Origin of the sequence: Stenotrophomonas sp. TWI169 (genome assembly GCF_039674705.1) — a bacterium.
Classification (GTDB): Bacteria; Pseudomonadota; Gammaproteobacteria; order Xanthomonadales; family Xanthomonadaceae; genus Stenotrophomonas; species Stenotrophomonas maltophilia_P.
In genome coordinates this window covers 1-19,522 of record NZ_JBDJOB010000004.1, presented here as the reverse complement: position 1 = coordinate 19,522, position 19,522 = coordinate 1, and the positions used below count along the sequence as shown (strand labels likewise).

14 protein-coding genes and 1 rRNA gene are annotated in these 19,522 nt (G+C 67.6%); 5 read left to right on the top strand and 10 right to left on the bottom strand.

Annotated elements, in window-relative coordinates; translation table 11 throughout:
* Positions 1-121: 121 nt before the first annotated feature.
* The 5 genes from ABE543_RS04270 to glyQ form a co-directional block, all read right to left on the bottom strand.
* Positions 122-2,269 (bottom strand): S46 family peptidase, encoded by a 2,148-nt coding sequence (locus ABE543_RS04270; RefSeq protein WP_346475346.1) that lies wholly within the window; start codon positions 2,267-2,269, stop codon positions 122-124.
* Positions 2,270-2,384: 115 nt separating this feature from the next.
* Positions 2,385-6,242, bottom strand: a complete 3,858-nt coding sequence (locus ABE543_RS04265; RefSeq protein WP_346475345.1) for a translocation/assembly module TamB domain-containing protein — start codon at positions 6,240-6,242, stop codon at positions 2,385-2,387.
* Complete coding sequence (locus ABE543_RS04260) at positions 6,239-8,035, bottom strand: autotransporter assembly complex family protein (protein ID WP_053517726.1); 1,797 nt, start codon at positions 8,033-8,035, stop codon at positions 6,239-6,241. Before ABE543_RS04260 ends, ABE543_RS04265 begins: the two co-directional genes overlap by 4 nt.
* 176 nt (positions 8,036-8,211) lie before the next feature.
* The gene (gene glyS, locus ABE543_RS04255) at positions 8,212-10,287 is read right to left on the bottom strand and encodes a glycine--tRNA ligase subunit beta (protein ID WP_065181403.1); all 2,076 of its coding nucleotides are present in this window, start codon (positions 10,285-10,287) and stop codon (positions 8,212-8,214) included.
* A gap of 84 nt (positions 10,288-10,371) precedes the next feature.
* On the bottom strand, positions 10,372-11,283 hold the full coding sequence (gene glyQ / locus ABE543_RS04250; RefSeq protein WP_053517689.1) for a glycine--tRNA ligase subunit alpha: 912 nt from the start codon (positions 11,281-11,283) through the stop codon (positions 10,372-10,374).
* A gap of 83 nt (positions 11,284-11,366) precedes the next feature.
* Here glyQ and ABE543_RS04245 point away from each other — a divergent pair, with 83 nt between their 5' ends.
* The 3 genes from ABE543_RS04245 to ABE543_RS04235 are packed head-to-tail and all read left to right on the top strand — an operon-like array spanning position 11,367 to position 14,881.
* A complete protein-coding gene (locus tag ABE543_RS04245) occupies positions 11,367-13,202 on the top strand; it encodes a GspE/PulE family protein (protein ID WP_346475344.1) in 1,836 nt (611 codons plus the stop codon).
* Complete coding sequence (locus tag ABE543_RS04240) at positions 13,174-13,920, top strand: glutamine amidotransferase (RefSeq protein WP_053517686.1); 747 nt, start codon at positions 13,174-13,176, stop codon at positions 13,918-13,920. The genes ABE543_RS04245 and ABE543_RS04240 overlap by 29 nt, the downstream gene beginning before the upstream one ends.
* 49 nt (positions 13,921-13,969) lie before the next feature.
* On the top strand, positions 13,970-14,881 hold the full coding sequence (locus ABE543_RS04235) for a BPSS1780 family membrane protein (protein WP_053517685.1): 912 nt from the start codon (positions 13,970-13,972) through the stop codon (positions 14,879-14,881).
* 43 nt (positions 14,882-14,924) lie between these two features.
* Here ABE543_RS04235 and tatC read toward each other — a convergent pair whose 3' ends face one another.
* The 4 genes from tatC to ABE543_RS04215 all read right to left on the bottom strand — a co-directional run bounded on the left by tatC (position 14,925) and on the right by ABE543_RS04215 (position 17,368).
* Complete coding sequence (tatC, locus tag ABE543_RS04230) at positions 14,925-15,674, bottom strand: twin-arginine translocase subunit TatC (RefSeq protein WP_010482410.1); 750 nt, start codon at positions 15,672-15,674, stop codon at positions 14,925-14,927.
* The gene (gene tatB / locus ABE543_RS04225; RefSeq protein WP_065181400.1) at positions 15,671-16,156 is read right to left on the bottom strand and encodes a Sec-independent protein translocase protein TatB; all 486 of its coding nucleotides are present in this window, start codon (positions 16,154-16,156) and stop codon (positions 15,671-15,673) included. Before tatB ends, tatC begins: the two co-directional genes overlap by 4 nt.
* Before the next feature lie 15 nt (positions 16,157-16,171).
* Complete coding sequence (gene tatA / locus ABE543_RS04220) at positions 16,172-16,399, bottom strand: Sec-independent protein translocase subunit TatA (RefSeq protein WP_053517682.1); 228 nt, start codon at positions 16,397-16,399, stop codon at positions 16,172-16,174.
* Positions 16,400-16,474: 75 nt separating this feature from the next.
* Positions 16,475-17,368, bottom strand: a complete 894-nt coding sequence (locus ABE543_RS04215) for a YSC84-related protein (protein ID WP_053517681.1) — start codon at positions 17,366-17,368, stop codon at positions 16,475-16,477.
* Positions 17,369-17,534: 166 nt separating this feature from the next.
* On the opposite strand from ABE543_RS04215, the gene hemH reads away from it, so the two are divergent.
* Both hemH and ABE543_RS04205 read left to right on the top strand, forming a co-directional pair.
* Positions 17,535-18,497 (top strand): ferrochelatase, encoded by a 963-nt coding sequence (gene hemH / locus ABE543_RS04210; RefSeq protein ID WP_053517680.1) that lies wholly within the window; start codon positions 17,535-17,537, stop codon positions 18,495-18,497.
* Positions 18,494-19,348 (top strand): alpha/beta hydrolase, encoded by an 855-nt coding sequence (locus ABE543_RS04205; RefSeq protein WP_346475343.1) that lies wholly within the window; start codon positions 18,494-18,496, stop codon positions 19,346-19,348. The genes hemH and ABE543_RS04205 overlap by 4 nt, the downstream gene beginning before the upstream one ends.
* 67 nt (positions 19,349-19,415) lie before the next feature.
* Here ABE543_RS04205 and rrf read toward each other — a convergent pair.
* A 5S ribosomal RNA gene (gene rrf, locus ABE543_RS04200) occupies positions 19,416-19,522 on the bottom strand; the annotation flags it as partial.

Below are 19,522 nucleotides of genomic sequence, written 5' to 3'. Positions count from 1 at the left end.
AGAGGAACCCGCAGTGTAGGCCAGAGGCGGCCAGACGTACGGGCTCGTTGGGGGCAACACCCCCCCACCGGCGTGGGGGGCCTACGCGGTGCGGGCCACGACCGGGGTCGTGGCCGGCGACTTACTGGGCCGGAACGCCCATTTCCTTCAACAGTTCCGGCGCCGGGTAGACCTTGGCCAACAGCCAGCGCAGATAGCGCATGTCCACGTGCACGGCGCGCTTGTAGCGCGGATCGAACCACCAGCTGGCACTGACCGATTCCCAGTTGCTGTCGAAGTTCAGGCCAATCAGTTCACCCTTGGCATTGAGCACGGGCGATCCCGAGTTGCCGCCGGTGGTATCGAGGTTGGTCAGGAAGTTGACGGTCTGTGTCTTCAGGGCCGGATCGGCCGTGCTGCCGAAATCACCCTTGGCGATGGCGGCCAGCAGCGGAGCCGGCGCATCGAAGGGATAGGCGTTGGTGTTCTTCTCGATGATACCGGCCACCGTGGTCACCGGCGAGTAGGTCACGCCGTCACGCGGGTGCAGTGCCTCGACCTTGCCGTAGCTGATGCGCAGGGTACGGTTGGCATCCGGGTACACCGCGCGGCCCTGCTTGGCACGCCAGGCGAACAGCGCCTGCATGTAGGCCGGGCGCAGGCGCAGCTGCTCGCCTTCGCGGGTCTTGCTCTCGTTCTCGATGCGCAGCTGCGCCGCCACCAGCGGCGCGGCCACTGCGATCAGCGGATCGGGTGCCAGGGCCTTGCCTTCGCGCGCAGCGGCGAAGCGCGAGAGACGCTGCGCCTCGTCGCCCAGCCGGGTGCTGGCGTAAAGCGTGTCCAGCGCCTGCGCCAGTTGCGCCGGGGTGCGGCCGAAGGCGGCATCGAACTCGGCCACGCGCTGCGCGTCCGGCAACTGCTGGTATCGCGTAAGCAGGGTGGTCAGCAGCGCCTTTTCGACCTCCGCTGCATACCGACGCTGCACCTGCTTGAGTACGCCCTCGATCATCGCCTGGTCGCGCTGCTGGTAGCCGCTTTCGCGCTGTGCATCCGGCTTGGCCGACTCGATGCGCAGGCGTTCCAGCAGCAGCGCCGAGCGCAGCAGCTGGCTCTGGTTGGCCATCTGCTCCAGCAGCAGGTCGCGCTCACCCACCGCCGCGCCCTGCGAGAGATTGGCCAGCAACGCCTGGATGTCACTCCGGTACCGGCGGTCGGTGGCCGCCAGCATGGCCGACTCGTCGGCAGCGCGCTGCGCCTTGGCATCGCTGCGCAGCAGGCCTTCCAGTTCGCCCGCGGCGCGCTTGCGGTTGTTCTTCAGCGACTGCAGCTGCGAGGCGTAGCGGGTACGCGCCTGTGCATCCTTGGCGCTGGCTGCCTCGATGGTGTCGATCATCTGCTGGAACACCGACACCCGGCGCGGCAACACCGCATCGACCTGGCTGGCGAACTCGGCCGCGGTGCGGTGGCGGTAGGTGATGCCCGGGTAACCGGCCAGCATCGCGTAATCGCCCTCCTTCGGACCTTCAACGGACATCTTCAGGTGCGCCGGTGGCTGATACGGCACGTTGTCCTTGCTGTACGCGGCCGGCTTGCCATCCTTGCCGACATAGGCACGCAGCAGAGTGAAATCGCCGGTATGGCGCGGCCACATGAAATTGTCGATCTCGTCGCCATAGTTGCCGATCGCACGCGGCGGCGCGTAGACCAGGCGCACATCGCTCAGTTCCAGCTGGGCAATGCGATAGAAATCGGTGCCGTAGTACATGTTGGCCACCGAGCAGCGCACGCTGCCGTTCTTCTCGCACTCCGCCACGATCCGCTTGCTGGCCGCATCGACCGCATCGAAGTACGCACGGCCGGTCTTGCCACGGGCATTGGCCAGCACCTGATCGGTCACCTTGTCGAAGCCGACGGTGACCAGCACACGGAAGTCCGGATTGGCCGGCCGCTCGTCGGCGCGCCCCTGGGCGATGAAGCCGTTGTCGATCAGGTTGTGCTCGGGCGAACTGTTGTACTGGATCACGCCCATCGCCACATGGTGGTTGGTCAACAGCAGTCCGTCGGCGGAAACGAACGAACCGGTGCCGCCGCCGGCCCGCACCACGGCGCTCAGCGGTGGTGCGGTGACGTTGGCCAGGTCGGCCGGATCGCCCATGAAGCCCGCTGCGCGCAGCGGCTTGGCCAGCTCCGGCAGCTGGGTCGGCATCCACATGCCTTCATCGGCATGGGCGCCCGCAGCGAGGGTGAGGCCCAGGGCCAGGGCGGCAGGAAGGGTTTTGCGTGGCGACATGAGGCGATCCGGTACGACAGAACAGCCCGGGACCATAGCCGCTGGGGCCGGCAGGGGCAACGGCCGATGGTTGGGGGCCGGGCGCGGCCCGGCGCTACCGGTCGATGGCGGCGGGTTACTTCTCCCGCCGCCAGTTGATCGAGCCGCGGTTTTCCACCGTGCTCGACTCCACTTCTACGTCGAAACCGCGGCGCAGCAGATACTTCAGGGTGATCACCGAACCGGCGCCGACCAGCGATACGCCATAGCCCACATACAGCTTGGGCGAGATGTACTTGCCCACACCGATCACCGATCCGCCCAGCGCGCGCGACTGGCTCACGCCTGCATCGTCCAGGCCCAGCTTGGCCCCCAGCTGCGACGCCAGCAGGCCGCTGCCGGCCGACAGTGCGGCCGAGGCTGCATTGACCTGCTGGGCCTGGTCGCTGCTGGCACCGGTGAGGCTGCGGCCCAGCACCAGGTAGGCCAGCGCTTCGGACTGCGACATCGCCGGGTCGGACCACACGTCCGCACGCGGCTGCTGTGCACGGCCGGTCACGTCGATGCCAGCGGTGACATCACCGATCCGGCGCTCGGCGCGGATGTTGATGCGCGGGTCGGATACGGCGTTGTAGTTCCAGTTGAGGTTGCCGCGGGTGATGGTCAGGTCCTGGCCATAGGCCTTGTAGCGGCCACTGACCTCCAGCCCGCCATTGGCGGTCATCTCGCGACCGGGCTTGGCCCAGACCTGCATCTTGCCGGTCAGCGCGCCCTTCAGGCCGAAGCCGGTCATCTTCACCTTGTCGCCCAGGCTGACGGTCAGGTCCATGTCCAGCGGCGAGGTGCGCGATTCCTCCGGATCGGCCGGGTCCAGCACCACCACGTCCTCGGAAACCGACGTGCCGCGATCCAGCCGCTCAAGATCGATGTCCGCCTCCGGCACATGCACGGTGCCACGCAGCTCCATCGCAGCCTTGGCCAGGGTGAAGTCCAGATTGGGGTTGGCGACGATGCGCAGTTCGCTGGTATTGGACACCAGCACGTTCTCGCCGTGGATCTTCAGCTGCAGCGGCTGCGCATCACCGAACCAGGACAGGCCGCCATCGACATACAGCGTGCCCTGGCCCGAGTTGGCCTGCGCGGTGATCTTGGCCGAGCCGTCGGGCTGGGCGACGAAGCTGCCCTTGCCCTGGTCGAACGTCAGCCCCAGCGCGGGGAATTCGCCCTTGAAATTGCTCAGCTGCGCGTCGCCGCCCAGCGATGGCTGGCCACGGGTACCGCGCAGGCTGACGTGGCCCTCGATCAGGCCGGTCGGGCGCACGATGTCCGGCGAGAACAGCTCCAGCCAGTACAGCCGCGACATGTTGAGGTAGAGCTCACCGTTCAACGGCGCGCTGGCTTCCCAGCCGGTCTGCATCCTGGCATCGACGAAGCCGTTGCCCTGGAAGCCCATGCCCAGATAGCCCTTGATGCTGGCCGGGGTCATGTCCAGCTTCAGCGAGAACTGGTCATAACGCACCAGTTCGCCCCGGGTGCTGTCGCCACCGACGTTGCGGTTCTCGCCCAGGCGCACCCCGCCCTCCAGCGAACGCACTTCGACGTGTCCTTCCCACGCATTGCCGCGCGGCCGGATCTGCGCATCCAGACCGAGCTCGCCGCGCAGGTAGATGCGACGTCCGGACTGCGGCGGCAGCCACGGCTGCACCAGTGCCAGCGGCAACGCATCGCCGCGCACCACCAGGCCCTCGCGCGGCCAGTTCGCCTGCGCACAGAGCGCCCCGCTGCTGGCGGCAGCCAGGCAGGCCTCGGCCAGCGTGTAGCTGCCATTGTTGATGGCGAAGGCGGCCGGCGCGCGCAGCGCCCAGGCATCGCCCTTCACCGGTGCGATACGCAGCGAAGCCAGTTCGCCCCGCCATTGCTGGCCCTGCTGGCGCAGGCTGCCCTGCAGGTCGATCGCGCCCAGTTCGTTGCGGGTCTGTGCCGCCAGGCGCAGGTTCGACACGCTGCCCTGCGCATCGATGTTCAACCGTTCCAGCAGCATGCCGGCGTTGACCTGCTGTCCCTGCACGGCCAGCGTGCCGCTGTCGCCGCGCCACGGCAGCCGCCCCTTGATGCTCAGGCTCTCGGCGCCATAGCCATCCCAGTTGAGGTTGTTGCCGACCAGGTCCGCGGTGATGTCCGGTGCGTCACGCGGGCCGGTCACCTGTACCTGCCCGCGCAGGCCGCCATCGGCGCCAGGCAGCAGGTCGCTCAGCTGCAGCGGTTCGAAACGTGCATCGATGTCCAGGCGGTCGCCCACCTTGCCCGAGGCGGTGACCCGGCTGCTGCCGACGGCCAGCTTCAGCTCGCCCTGGCCCTGTTCGCCCTGCAGCGCGAACTTGCCCTGCGCATCGAGATTGCGCTGACGCAGCACGCCCTTCAGCGACGGCAGATCGACCGTGGCTTCCAGCGTGCCGGCAGTACCCGGCGGGGCATTTGCCGGCGGCGGCAGCTGGCGGCCCTTGGACGCCAAATTGCCCGACAGCCGGCCATTCCATCCAGGCACGAAATAGCCCGGATCGAAGTCCTTCAATGTGGCCTTGGCATCCCAGTCCAGCTGCGGTGCCCATGCCACCTGGCCCTCCACCTGCAACTGCCCGCCGGGCGTCTGCGCCTGCAGCTCGCGGATCGAGGCCGCCTGGTCGTTGCCGCGCACGTCGAAACGCAGCTGCGCCTTCTGCTGCTCACGCTCCACGTCGGCACGACCGATCGCAGCCCATGCCTTCAGCGTCCCTGCCAGGCCGAAGCGGGCTTCCTTCAGTGTCACCGGTACGGGCGGACCACCGACGGTGTTCGGATCCTCCGCCGGCACCCAGGTCAGATCATGGGCGATGACCGAGAAATCGAGTTTCTGCTGGTCTTCCTGGCTGAAATCAGCGGTACCTTCCAGGCGTGCCTCGCCCCCCAGTCCCTTCACCACCAGCGGCGAGACCTTCAGCACCTGGTCCTGCAGCGAGATGACCGAGGGCGCCAGCTCCAGCGCCTGCTCGCCCTGCTTCACCGTGCCGCGCAGCTGGGCGTTGCCGCCCTTGCCGGTGGCGCTGAAATCCAGCGCGAGTGGCGCGATGGCCGAACCCGCGAGCGCTGGCGACAGCAGAGCCGGGTCCAGTTCGTCGCTGCGCACGGTCGCGCTCCAGCTCGGATCGGTCCGCCCGTCAAACACCAGCATCGCATGCAGCGGTTTGGGCGCGCGCCCGGCCACGGCCACTTCCATGTGCGCCAGATTGCCCCGTGCAACCAGGCCCAGCGTGGCGGCCGTGCGCCCACGCGGCGCCGGCAGCACCGCGGTGACGGTCACGTCGGTGTCGTAGTCCTTGGCCGGGATGTAGCGGCCCTGGGCGGTGAAGTTGCCCATATCGCTGTCCACGACCAGCGCGCGCGCCTGGAATTCGCCGTTGGCGATTTCCACGCCGCCGCGCACGCGGCTGATGTCGATCACCGGTTCACCGGCCTGGGTCACCCGGAAACCGTCGATGGCGATGGCGTCGGCCTGGATCGCCAGCGGCATCTCGATCTGCGGCAGCGAGTCCGGCCACGACGGCAGCTTGAACGGCTCCTCGCTCTTGGCCAGGTTCAGCGAGGCATTGGTCAGTTCCAGCCTGTCGAGCAGCAGTTTGCGGCCCAGCAGCGGGCGCAGGTCCGGCTCCAGGTACGCGCGCTCGGCATGGAAGTGGATGTCGTCATAGCGGAAGTCGACGTTGTGGAGCGTCAGCGGGCCGGCCACCGGTCCTTCCACCTTGTCCCAGGTGAAGCTGGCACCCACCGGCAGGCGCGCGACCACCTGCGCCAGCAGCACGTCACGGCCGGCCACGGTCTGCAGCAGCCAGTACAGCAGCAGCAGGCCGAGCAGGACCAGGCCCAGCACGCCCACGCCAGACCATGCCCAGAAGCGGCGGCGGCGATAGAAGCGCACGCGCGGCGGCGGTGTTCCCGGGGTCTGTGCGGGCGTGCTCACAGGTCCGCTCCGATGTTCAGATACAGCTGGAACTGCGAATCCGGGTTGTTCAGGCCGTGGGCCACGTCGATGCGCACCGGGCCCACCGGCGACTTCCAGCGCACGCCGAAGCCCACACCGGTATGCAGGTCGATGGTGTTGTCGAAGGCACTGCCGGTGTCGACGAATACCGCCGCACCCCAGGGGCCACCGTTGAAGTAGTGCTCGTACTCGGCCGAGCCGATCACCAGGTTCTTGGCACCCAGCGCGTACTTGTCCGGCGCGGGCGTGCGCGGGCCCACCTCGCGGTAGGCATAGCCACGGATGCTGCGGTCACCGCCAGCGAAGTAGCGCAGGCTGGGTGGCATCGCCACCAGATCGCTGGTCCAGGTGGTGCCCCCCTCGCCACGCAGGATCAGGCGGTTGCTTTCGCCCACCGGAACGTACCAGCGAAGCACGGCATTGGCCTGCACGAAGCTGGTATCGGAGCCGGCGCCTTCAACGCCCGCGCGCACGGTGGCCGTGCCGCTGATGCCTTTGCGCGGGAACATCTCGTCATCGACATTGACGTAGTCGGCCACCAGCTGCGGATAGACCAGCGTGGAGGTGTTGTAGACCGCGTCGGTGAACTCGGTACCCGATGCATAGCGCCAGCGCTCGCGCAGCGCGTTGACCGACGCGATCGCGGTCCAGTATTCGTTGATCTCGCCGCTGCGGCTGGCGATCAGCTTGAAGTTGCGCAGGTCGATGTAGTCGGTCTGCTCGTCGTAGGCGCTGGCGGCGAAGGTATACCAGCCATCAAGCCAGGCGAACGCGGGAATCCGGTAGCTGGTCACCAGGCTCTTGCGCTTCTGCGCATAGTCCAGCTGGGTGTTCATCTTGTGGCCGCGGTTGTTGAGGAACCGCCGCTCGACACCGCCGCGTACACCGGGACCACTCTCGCTGCCGTAGCTCAGGCCCGCGGTGTAGATCGTGCGCTTGGCACGGGTCAGCTTGACGTCGACCGGCACCTCACCATTGTCGTCGGCCTGGTCCGGCCGCGGCTGGATGTCGATCACGCTGAAGTAGTCGAGCTTGGTCAGCGACTCGCGCAGCCGGTCCAGCTTGCCTTCGTGGTAGTAGCTGCCCTGTTCCCAGTACACCAGCGGATCGAACAGCTTGTCGACGAAGTAATCCTGCTCGAACCGGACCGGGCCCATGTTGTAGCGGCGGCCGCTGTCCCAGGTCAGGTCGATGTCCGCGGCGTTGTCGGCGCGGGTGATCTGTACCTGGCGCTGGGTGTAATCGGCATCGAAGTAGCCACGCTCGGCCAGGCGGCGGGTGATGGTGATCTTGCTGGCTTCGTACTGGGTATGTTCGAAACGCTGGCCCTTGCGCGGCTTGAAGGCGGTCAGGTCATCCTGCAGGTACTGGTCGTACATGGCCGGGCCGGTGATGTCGATGTGCTCGCGCCGCACCGTCACCGGGGTGCCCTTGTCGACGTGGATCAGCACCTGCACATGCTCGTCCTGGCGCGGCGCCTCCACCGTGATCACCGGGTTGTAGTACCCGAACGGCTCCAACGCCTGCCGGGTCTGCCGCTCGGCCTGTGACAGCAGGTACTCCAGCCGCGATTCACCCTGCTCCTTGCCGATCGTGTCGTACAGCGTGAGCGATTCCTGGATGTTCTCGATGATCGCGGCGTCGTCGCCCTTGTCCAATCCCTTGATGTCCACCTTGTCGATGGTGCCGCGCGCGTGGGCCACGGGGGTGGCGACCAGCGACAGGACCATCAGCGGCAGGGCGTATTTCTTTGGCTGCATGCGGCACAGCATACCGACCCAACGTGACGATGCGAAATGCATCACGCCTTCAGGCATCGGTTGTTAAGTGGCGGTCAAAATACGCGTTACCGACATCATCCGCATGATGTCGGTAACGCCGGGCCATGCCCGGCGGCTTCTTCCAGCACCACACCGCGCGTTCGCCGGGCGTGGCCCGGCGTGACCACTCAGCTCGACAGATGCTCGATCGCGGCGACCTTGCCCAGTCGCTCGCCCAGCAGGGTCAGCAGCGCCAGGCGATTGCCGCGCAGTGCGGGGTCTTCGGCATTGACCATCACACCATCGAAGAATGCATCGACCTGCGGGCGCAGGCGGGCCAGGCGGGCCAGCACGGCCACGTAGTCCTTCTGATGCAGGCTGGCGCCCGTGTCGTCGATGGCGGCGGTGACGGCTTCGGCCAGCGCGCGCTCGGCCTCCTCCTGCAGCAGCGACGGGTCGATCTGGCCCGGAATGTCGCCTTCAGCCTTACGGAGGATGTTGCGGATGCGCTTGTTCGCGGCGGCCAGGGCCTCGGCCTCGGGCAGCGCTGCAAACGTGCCGATCGCGTCGAGGCGGCGATCGAAGTCGTACAGCGACGCCGGCTTCAGTTCGGCGACCGCGTTGAAGTGGGTGGCCGGCACGCCCTTGTCGGCGTAATAGCCCTTCAGGCGATCCAGGATGAAGTCGTACAGCTCACCCACATCGGCCTGCACGCCACGCGCGGCCAGGCCCTGGTTGGCGCTGGCCAGCAGCGCGCGCAGGTCCAGCTCGAAGCCACTCTCGATGATCGTACGGGCCAGGCCCAGTGCGTTGCGGCGCAGGGCAAAGGGATCCTTGTTGCCGGTCGGCTTGAGGCCCGCCGCGAACCCGCCGGCCAGTGTGTCCACGCGCTCGGCGATGGCCAGCACCTTGCCCAGCGGCGACAGCGCGATGTCATCGCCACCGAAGCGCGGCTGGTACGCCTCGTCGAGGGCCAGCGCCACGTCCGGCGATTCTCCGCCCGCCACCGCGTAATGGCGGCCGGCGATGCCCTGCAGTTCCGGGAACTCGTTGACCATGCGCGACTGCAGGTCGTTCTTGGCCAGCTCCGCGCTGCGGCGGGCCTGCACCGGATCGGCACCCACCTGCACGGCAACCGCTTCGGCCAGCGCCGCCACGCGCGCGACCTTGTCCGCCACGCTGCCCAGCTTGGCCTGGTAGGTCACGGTCTTCAGGCCCTCGCCCATCGCGGCCAGCCCCTGCTTCAGGTCTTCATCGAAGAAGAACTTGGCATCGGCGAAGCGCGGGCGGATCACGCGTTCGTAGCCCTTGGCCACTTCGGCCACATCCTTCGACTCGATGTTGGCGATGCCGATGAACTTCTCGGTCAGCGTGCCCGCGTCATCCAGCACCGGGAAGAACTTCTGGTTGATCTCCATCGTTTCGATCAACGCTTCCTGCGGCACGGCCAGGAAGGCGCGCTCGAAGCTGCACAGCACTGCCGAGGGCCACTCGACCAGGTTCACCACCTGCTCAAGGTTGTCCTCGGTGATGCGCGCACTGCCGCCAGCCTTGCCGGCGGCGGCTTCGACCTCGGCGACGATGCGCGCGCGGCGCTCGGCCGGGTCGACCAGCACATGGGCCGCGCGCAGCGATTCGACGTAGTCCTGCGGCTGGGTCAGCCACACGGTCTTGTCATGGTGGAAGCGATGGCCACGGCTCATGCGGTCGGCCTTGAGGCCGAACAACTCGGCCGCGACCACGTCCTTGCCGTGCAGCAGCACCAGCCAATGCACCGGCCGCGCGAAGCCCCACGGGTGGTCGCCCCAGCGCATCGGCTTGGGGATCGGCATGGCGGCGATGGCCTCGCGCAGGATCTCAGGCAGCAGATCGGCGGTGCTCGCGCCCGGCGTCACCGCGCGATGCACGAAACGCTCACCCTTGTTGTCGGTGGTCTTCTCCAGCGCGGTCCAGTCGATGCCGGCCTTGGCGGCGAAGCCCTGCAACGCCTTGGTCGGCTGGCCTTCTGCATCCAGCGCGATGTTCAGGTACGGGCCCAGCACTTCGCTGTGCTGCTCCGGCTGTTCCAGGCCGACGCCCGGCAGCAGCACGGCCAACCGACGCGGGGTGGACAGCGGACGTGCATCGCCCGTGTCCAGCGCAATGCCGCGCTTGCGCAGGCCTTCGACAACACCGTCGAAAAACGCCTGGGCCAGGCCCGGCAGCGCCTTGACCGGCAACTCCTCGGTGCCCAGTTCGATCAGCAGGGGGGACAATTGGCTCATCGGTTCGATCCTGTGGTGGGGGGCGCAGCGCGCAACGCGTCCGGCGCCCCGGGGGTGATGAAAAGCAGGGTGGGAGAGCGGCCGTCAGGCTTTCTTCGCGCCCGGGAAGCCCAGCTTCTCGCGCTGCTCGTAGTAGGCCCGGGCCACCGCCTGGGCCAGCGCACGCACGCGCAGGATGTAGCGTTGGCGTTCGGTCACGCTGATGGCGCGGCGCGCATCCAGCAGGTTGAACGTGTGGCTGGCCTTCATCACCTGCTCGTAGGCCGGCAGCGGCAGGCCCACTTCGACCAGCTTCTGCGCCTCGCGCTCGCAGGCGTCGAAGCGGTGGAACATTTCTTCCACGTCGGCATGCTCGAAGTTGTAGGTGCTCTGCTCCACCTCGTTCTGGTGATAGACGTCACCGTAGGTCACCGGCTGTCCGTCCGGCCCGTAGGTCCACACCAGGTCGTAGACGTTGTCGCAGTTCTGCAGGTACATGCACAGGCGCTCGAGACCGTAGGTGATCTCGCCCAGCACCGGGCGGCACTCCAGGCCACCGGCCTGCTGGAAGTAGGTGAACTGGGTCACTTCCATGCCGTTGAGCCAGACCTCCCAGCCCAGGCCCCAGGCACCCAGGGTCGGCGACTCCCAGTTGTCCTCGACGAAGCGCAGGTCGTGCACCAGCGGGTCGATGCCCAGCGCCTGCAGCGAATCCAGGTACAGCTGCTGGATGTTGTCCGGCGCCGGCTTCATCGCCACCTGGTACTGGTAATAGCGCTGCAGGCGGTTCGGGTTCTCGCCGTAACGGCCGTCGGTGGGACGGCGCGAGGGCTGCACGTAGGCCGCGTTCCAGCCTTCCGGACCGATCGCACGCAGGAAGGTCGCCGGGTGGAACGTACCGGCGCCCACCTCCAGGTCGAGCGGCTGGATGAGCACGCAGCCCTGCTGGGCCCAGAACTGGTTCAGGGTCTGGATCAGGCCCTGGAAGGTGATCGGAACGGTCGGGGTCGCGGACATGCGGACGATTCTTGGCCGGCAAGGGGGTGCGCTAGTATAACGGCCGACCTGCGGGGCATTCCGTACCCGGGAGGAGCAGGCAGATGGAACATCGGCTGCCGGCGGGCACGCCCAGCGAGCCCGGCGCGGTACCGCTGCCGTGGGGCCGCCTGCTGTTTGAACAGGTCTCGGCCGCACTGCTGGCCGATGGCCTGGTGGCCGGGCAGGACCGCGAGCGCGTGCGGTTTTCCGCGCAGGGCGCCCGCAACGCCAGTGAAGTCCATCCGCTGGTACTGCTGTCCAACCTCAAGCTTGCCGCCAGCGACGGCGGCGAACTGACCCTGGAACGCCTCACCGAGTGGCTGGCGCGGCGCACCGGCACCCGCTACCTGCGCATCGACCCGACCCGCGTCGATGTGGCGGCGGTCACGGCCCTGGTTTCGCACGCCTATGCGCGCCGCCATCGCTTCCTGCCACTGGCGGTGGACGCCGAACGCGTGCTGGTGGCGACCAGCGAACCGCTGGTACAGGAATGGCGCCGCGACCTGCAGCACCTGACCCGCCGCCGCATCGAGCTGGCCGTGGTCAATCCGCTGGACCTGCACCGCTACACCATGGAGTTCTACGGCGTCACGCGCTCGGTGCGTGGCGCGCGCGGCGACGTGCGCGGCGAGGTGAACACCGCCCTGCCCAGCTTCGAGCAGCTGGTCGAGCTCGGCCGCACCGGCGACGTCAATGCCGACGACCAGCACATCGTGCACATCGTCGACTGGCTGCTGCAGTACGCCTATGAGCAGCGTGCGTCGGACATCCACCTGGAACCGCGCCGCGACATGGGCCGCATGCGGTTCCGCATCGATGGCGTGCTGCACAAGGTGTTCGAGGTGCCTCCGGCGGTGATGACCGCCGTGGTCAGCCGCATCAAGGTGCTGGGCCGCATGGACCTGGCCGAGCGTCGCCGGCCGCAGGATGGCCGCATCAAGACCCGGTCACCGGGTGGGCGCGAGGTGGAAATGCGCCTGTCGACCATGCCCACAGCGTTCGGCGAGAAGTGCGTGATGCGCATCTTCGACCCGGATGCGGCGTTCAAGAGCATCGACCAGCTGGGTTTCAGCCCGCAGGAGGCTGCCGGCTGGAACGCCCTGGTCGAGCGTCCGCACGGCATCGTGCTGGTGACCGGCCCGACCGGCTCCGGCAAGACCACCACCCTCTACTCCACGCTCAAGCGCCTGGCCACCCCGGACGTGAACGTGTGCACGGTGGAGGATCCGATCGAGATGATCGCGCCGGAGTTCAACCAGATGCAGGTGCAGACCAACATCGACCTAGACTTCGCCAGCGGCGTACGCACCCTGCTGCGGCAGGATCCGGACATCATCATGATCGGCGAGATCCGCGACCTGGAAACCGCGCAGATGGCGGTACAGGCGTCGCTGACGGGCCATCTGGTGCTGTCCACCCTGCACACCAACGACGCCCCCTCGGCCATCACCCGCCTGCTCGACCTGGGCGTGCCGCATTACCTGCTGGCCTCCACCGTCAACGGCATCCTCGCCCAGCGCCTGGTGCGCACCCTGTGCCCGCACTGCAAGCAGCCGCATACGCTCGGTGCCGCCGATTGGGCGGTACTGGCTGATAGCCATGCCGCATATCCAGATGCCGCCACGCCCTGTCGGCCGGTCGGTTGCCTGGAGTGCCGGCGCACCGGTTTCCTCGGCCGCATCGGCCTGTATGAGTTGCTGCCATTGGGTTCGCGGCTTCGCGCGCAGATCCGCGCCGACATGGATCTGGCCGGTTTCAGCCGTGCCGCCCGTGCCGAGGGCCTGCGGACCCTGCGCCAGGCGGGGCTTGAAAAGGTGGCGCAGGGGCTGACTACAATCGAGGAAGTCCTGTCTGTCCTGCCGCCCCCGGATGAACCCAGCGCCCTTCCTGATTCTTGAAACCGGCCGTCCAGTGCCCTCGCTGCGTCGTTATGGGCGTTTCCCGCACTGGATCCGCGTCGCCGCCGGCCTGGAAGAACACGAGACGGTGGTGGTCGATGTCGAGCACGGCGGCGTCCTGCCCGACCCGCGCGCGTTCGCCGGGGTGATGGTGACCGGCTCGGCCGCTTTCGTCACCGACCACGCCGACTGGAGCGAGCGCAGCGCGGCGTGGCTGCGGCAGGCCGCCCACGATGACGTGCCGGTGTTCGGCATCTGCTACGGGCACCAGCTGCTGGCGCATGCGCTGGGCGGCGAAGTGGCCTACAACCCGGCCGGACGCGAGTCGGGCACCATTGAACTGGAGCTGCAGCCGCAGGCAGCACAGGACCCCCTGTTCCAGGGGCTGCCGCAGCATTTCGCGGCACACGCGACCCATCTGCAGACCGTACTGCGTGCCCCCGAGGGGGCCGCCGTGCTGGCACGGTCGCCGCAGGATGGCTGCCATGCCTTCCGCTGGGGCCGGCAGGCGTGGGGCGTGCAGTTCCATCCCGAGTTCGCCACCCACCACATGCGCGGCTACGTGCGTGCGCGGGCCGACTGCATCGGCCGCCACGGTGGCTGCGCCCGCAGCATCGAGCGCGCGGTCAGCGCCGCCCCCCTGGCCCGGCAGCTGCTGCGCCGTTTCGTCCGCCAGGCACGGCAGTCTTCAGCCCAGCCGGCGGCAAAACAGGGATAATCGGCGGCGCGGGTACTGCCCGCTCCCCTTCTGTCCTCTCCGGATGTCCATGAAAGAGATTCGCAAGCTGCCGGCCTCGGCGGGCGCCCAGTGGTTGCTGGATACGTTCTCCCTGTACCGGCGTGCACCGCTGCAGCTGGCGCGGATCGGCCTGACCTGGATGCTGGTCAGCTGGGTGGTCACCCTGCTGTCCACCCTGGTGCCCGGCGCGCTCGGTCTGGCCGTGCAGCTGATGACCCTGGCCGTCTCGCCGATCATGTTCGGCGGCATGCTGTACGCCATGGGCGAGATCGACGATGGCCGGCCCGGCCTGGTCACCCACCTGCTGCAGCCGATCCGTGACCACCGCGTCAGCCACCTGCTGGTGCCGCTGGCGATCCAGGTGCTGGTGGTCCTGCTGCTGGGCGTGCTGCTGTACCTGATGATCGGTCGCGAAGGCTTCGCCGCCTTCAGCGACGTCATGGCACGGATGGAAGAGATCGCCCGCAGCAACCAGCAGGTCAGCCCCGAAGCCGCCGCCGAACTGGTCGCCCAGCTGCCGGCCACGCGCATCGCACTGTGGATGCTGCTGGTGTTCGTGACCGCCATCGCCCTGACCCTGGCTATGTTCACCCAGCCAGCGCTGGTGGTGTTCGACAAGCAGAGCGGCATGCACGCGCTGCGCCTGAGCCTGCAGGGCTGCATCGAGAACATCGCGGCGATGGCGGTGTTCGCCGTGCTCGGCGTGATCGCCGCCTTCTGCGGCTACATCCTGTTCGTGATCGTGATCCAGATCGCGATGCTGCTGGGGGGGCAGATGGTGGCCGTGTTCATCGCACAGCTGCTGCTGACCACCGTGGTGATGCCGCTGTACGTCGGCGCGGTGTATGCCGCCTGGAAGCAGATGTTCGTGCACCGTGGCAGCCGTGGCGCTCCGCCGGTTCCGGCCACGCCGCCGGCGAACGACGTCTTCCACGCCTGAGCACGCCCAACGGTAGCGCCGGGCCATGCCCGGCGCTGCCGCATCACGCGGCGGGCTTCTTCACCACCGAGGACGGCACCAGCCATCGCGCGGCATGGATGCCCAGTTCGTACAGCAGGCACATCGGGATCGCCAGCATCAGCTGCGAGACCACGTCAGGCGGCGTCAGCACGGCCGCCACCACGAAGATGCCCACGATCGCGTAGCCACGGCCCTCCTTGAACTGCTGCGGCGTCACCCATCCCAGCAGTACCAGGATCACCATCGCCACCGGCAGCTCGAAGCTGCCACCGAAGGCGAAGAAGATCGCCAGCACGAAATCCAGGTAGGCGTTGGCATCCGGAGTGATCGCGATCACATCGGGGCTGAAGGTGGTGAGGAAGTGGAACACCGCCGGCAACACCAGGAAATACGCGAAGGCGCAACCGGTGTAGAAAAGCAGCACCGACGACACCAGCAGCGGCACCGCCAGGCGTTTTTCGCGGGCATACAGTCCCGGCGCGACGAAGGCCCACAGCTGGTACAGCAGCCACGGCACCGCCACGAACAGCGCGACGAAGAAGGTCAGCTTCAACGGAGCGAAGAAGGCGCCGGCCGGGTTGGTGGCGATCATCGTCTGGCCGTTCGGCAGCTGCGAGACCAGCGGTTCGGCCAGCGCGTTGTACAACTTCTGGGTAAAGGGCAGCAGTGCCAGCAGCACCACGCCCAGGCCCAGCAGCGCACGCACCAGGCGGCCGCGAAGCTCCACCAGATGCTCAACCAGCGAGCTCTCGCCGAAATCCTGTTCGCTCATCGGCCGCGCTCCTCGCTCTGCGACGCTGGCACCGGACGGGTGTCGTCTACATCGGCTGCGGATGCAGCGGACGCCCCGCCGGCATCGGCCGCAGTGCCGTCGCCCATGGACGCGGGAGGCGCAGCCTGCTGTGCCTGGCTGACATGCGGCGGCAGGTCCGCCGGCGCCGGTGCCCGCGTCTCCTGCGCCAGCGCATCACCCTGTTGCTGTGCCTGCGCGGCTTCGCGACGGATCGCCTCGCCGCTGGCACGCAACTGGTTCTCGGTGTCCTGCATGCCCTGCCGCACGTCCTGCATCTGCCGCTTGATCTCTTCGGCCTGTAGTTCGCGCTCCAGTTCCTGTTTCACCGAGTCCCACTGATTGCGGGCACGACGGACCCACAGGCCGGCAAAACGGGCCGCCTTGGGCAGACGCTCGGGACCGAGCACCACCAGGGCGACCACCGCAATGACCAGCAGTTCGCTGAAGCCGATATCAAACACCGCGACCGCTCCGGATCAGCGTGCGTTGCGGTCGTGCTCGTCCTGCGCGGTGCGCGAGGCGTCCTGGCTGCGCGTCTCATCGCCCAGCTGCGCGTTCGGCTTGTCCTCGTCGCGCATGCCCTTCTTGAATTCCTTGACCGCCGAACCGAGGTCCTTGGCGCCGCTGGTCAGACGCTTGGTGCCGAACACCAGCAGGACGATGGCCAGCACGACCAACCAATGCCAGATGCTGAAACTGCCCATAAAGACGCTCGTTACGTTAGTGATCAGGCTGTCGAGCATAGCGCACCGGCCGTTAGCCGGCGCGCGTGACGAAAGTCAGTTCCCGCCCAGCGTCTCCGTGCGGATTTCGCCTTCATTGACCGGCTGGAAGCCCTGCTGCTGTGGCGGCGGGTTCTGCGGCACGTTCTGCAGGGGCGCGGTGGTGGCTTCCGCCGGGACCGCCGGGGCTGCCTGAACAGGCGGCGGTGCGACCGTCGGCGCCGGAGCCGGACGCGAGGCCGTGCCACCATTGCCACCGCGGTTGTTGCGCGCGGCATAGGTCGCCTCCTCCAGGCGATCACGGAAGGCGACCACATCCATCGACGGCGCACCTGCTGCCCTGCCCTCGAAGATCATCCGCGGCGTGGTGTTGCTGCCATAGGCGTCAAGGTTGGCGGCATCGTCGATCTGCAGCACCGCACCGTCCAGGGCGACGCCGGCGAACAGGCCACGCGCACGCGACCACGACCAGATTTCGGCCTTGAGCTGGCCGTCGGTGGCCGCGGCCGCATTGCGGCCGACCGGACCGGCCGCCACACCGGCATCGGCGCCCAGGGTGAACTTGCCGTTGACCAGGTTGTCCAGGCTGCGGTCGTTGCGGAACACCAGCACCACGTCCGACGACTGCACGCCGGCCTGGAAGCCAATGCTGCCGCCGGTGAGCTTGACGAAGACCGGGTTGGACCACGCGCCGTTGGGCATGCGGACCGACATCAGGCCATGCCCACGGCGGCCACCGATGACCAGGCCTGCCTTGATCGTGTCGGGAATGACGATGACCGCGCGGCCTTCGTCGAGCAGTTTGTCCGGAATCCCCTGTTCAGGGATTTCCTGGATTTCAGCCAGCACACGCACCGCGTTGCGGGCGCGCTGGTCTTCCTGCGGCCCGGCCATGGCCTGGCTGGACAGCAGGCTGGCGGCGATCAGCAGGGCTTGGATCGGGCGACGCATGGCAGGCTCCAGAAGTCAGTCCATAGGAAGATATAGCAAGTGACTGAAATTAGTAGTGTTGTGATGAATCGGCAATGAGCGTCATCGGTCCCGCATCGGAGATGACTATGCCTGCAATGCAGATCCTGCATCCCGATACAGCGGCAGATCGGCGACAATGAGACCCATGCTCGACGCACCCGATACCGCCGTGCTGGCGGTCAACCTAGGCACGCCCGAGACGCCGACGGCCCCCGCCGTACGCCGTTACCTGGCTGAGTTCCTGTCCGACCCGCGCGTGGTGTCGATTCCGGCGCTGCTGTGGCAGCCGCTGCTGCGCGGCCTGATCCTGCCATTGCGCAGCGGCCGCTCGGCCGCCAAGTACGCCCAGGTCTGGCTGCCCGAGGGCTCGCCGCTGATGGTCCATACCCGGCGGCTGGCGCAGGCGATGCAAGCTCTGCTGCCGACCCTGCGCGTGCGCCATGCGATGCGCTATGGCGAACCCGCATTGACCGCGGAACTGGACCGGCTGGCGGCGGAAGGCGTGCGGCGCATCGTCGTGCTGCCGCTCTATCCCCAGTATTCGACCACCACCACCGCATCGGTGGAGGATCGTGTCGATGCCTGGCAGCGCAGGAATCCGGGCATCACGGTCAGCCTGGTACAGGACTACTCGGTCGACCCGGACTGGGTCGCGGCCGTGGCAGCCTCCATCCAGCGCTACTGGCAGGCGCATGGCCGTGGTCAGAGGTTGATGTTCTCCTTCCACGGCATTCCACAGCGCCTGGCCGATGGCGGTGATCCCTATCCGCAGCGCTGCGAAGCCAGTGCGCAGGCGATCGCCAATGCGCTGGGCCTGGAACGGAGCGAGTGGCAGCTCGGCTACCAGTCGCGTTTCGGGCGCGAGCGCTGGTTGCAGCCGTATGCCGAACCCAGCCTGTGGGCGCTGGCCGAGGCCGGCGTGAAGCAGATCGACGTGGTCTGCCCCGGCTTTGCCACCGACTGCCTGGAAACGCTGGAAGAAGTCGAGATGGGATTCACTGAAACCCTCGCCGAACGCGGCGCACGGATGCGTTACATCCCCTGCCTCAACGATGGATCCGAGCACGCGCGTGCCTTGGCACGGCTGGCCGTGGCCTCGCTGGCATGAGCCTGCAGGGGTTCGAACTCGAGGTCGGCGGCGCGCGCGTGGCCGGCCTGCGCAATCACGGGGACGGCCCGCGTGTGCTCGCCCTGCACGGATGGCTGGATAACGCCGCCAGCTTCGTGCCACTCGCACCGCATCTGCCCCATCTGGATCTGGTGGCCATCGACCTGCCTGGCCATGGCCACAGCGCCCATCTCCCGGCCGGCGCCAGCTACACCACCGCTGCCGCGATCTGCCACGTCCTTGACGTGGCCGACGCGCTGGGCTGGGAGCGCTTCAGCCTGCTCGGCCATTCGATGGGTGCGGGCATCGCCAGCCTGACGGCGGCGGTCAGTGACCGCATTGAACGCCTGGTCGCCATCGAAGCGCTGGGCGGCCTGCGGGGACCGGAAGAGGACACCGCGGATCGGCTGCGTGAGCATGTGACTGCCACGCGCGCGCTATCGCGCAAGCAGCTCAGGGTCTTCCCCGATCTTGCCGCGCCAATCCGCGCGCGGATGATGACCAACCAGCTCAGCGAAGGCTGCGCGCGCCTGCTGGTCGAGCGCGGGGTCGAGCCTGTGGAGGGCGGCTATCGCTGGTGCAGCGATCCGCGCCTGATGCTGCCCACCGCCATCCGGCTCAGCGAGGGCCAGATCGACAACCTGCTGCAGGCCATCGCCTGCCCTACGCAGGTGATCTACGCGACTCCCGCGCAGTCGTACTATCCCGAGCCGATGCGCAGCGAGCGACTGCAGCACCTGCGCGACGGGCGCCTGGCCGTGTTTCCGGGCAACCATCACCTGCATATGGAAGCGCCCGCCCAGATCGCGGCAGTGATCCAGCCGTTCCTGAGACACGGCAGCGCCGGCTGAAACATCGGCTGCTGAAACGCATAAAGAAAAACCCCGCTGCGTCAGCAGCGGGGTTTTTGGGTATAAACCCTGGCGATGACCTACTCTCGCATGGCTTGAGCCACACTACCATCGGCGCAGCTGCGTTTCACTTCCGAGTTCGGGATGGGATCGGGTGGTTCCACAGCGCTAATT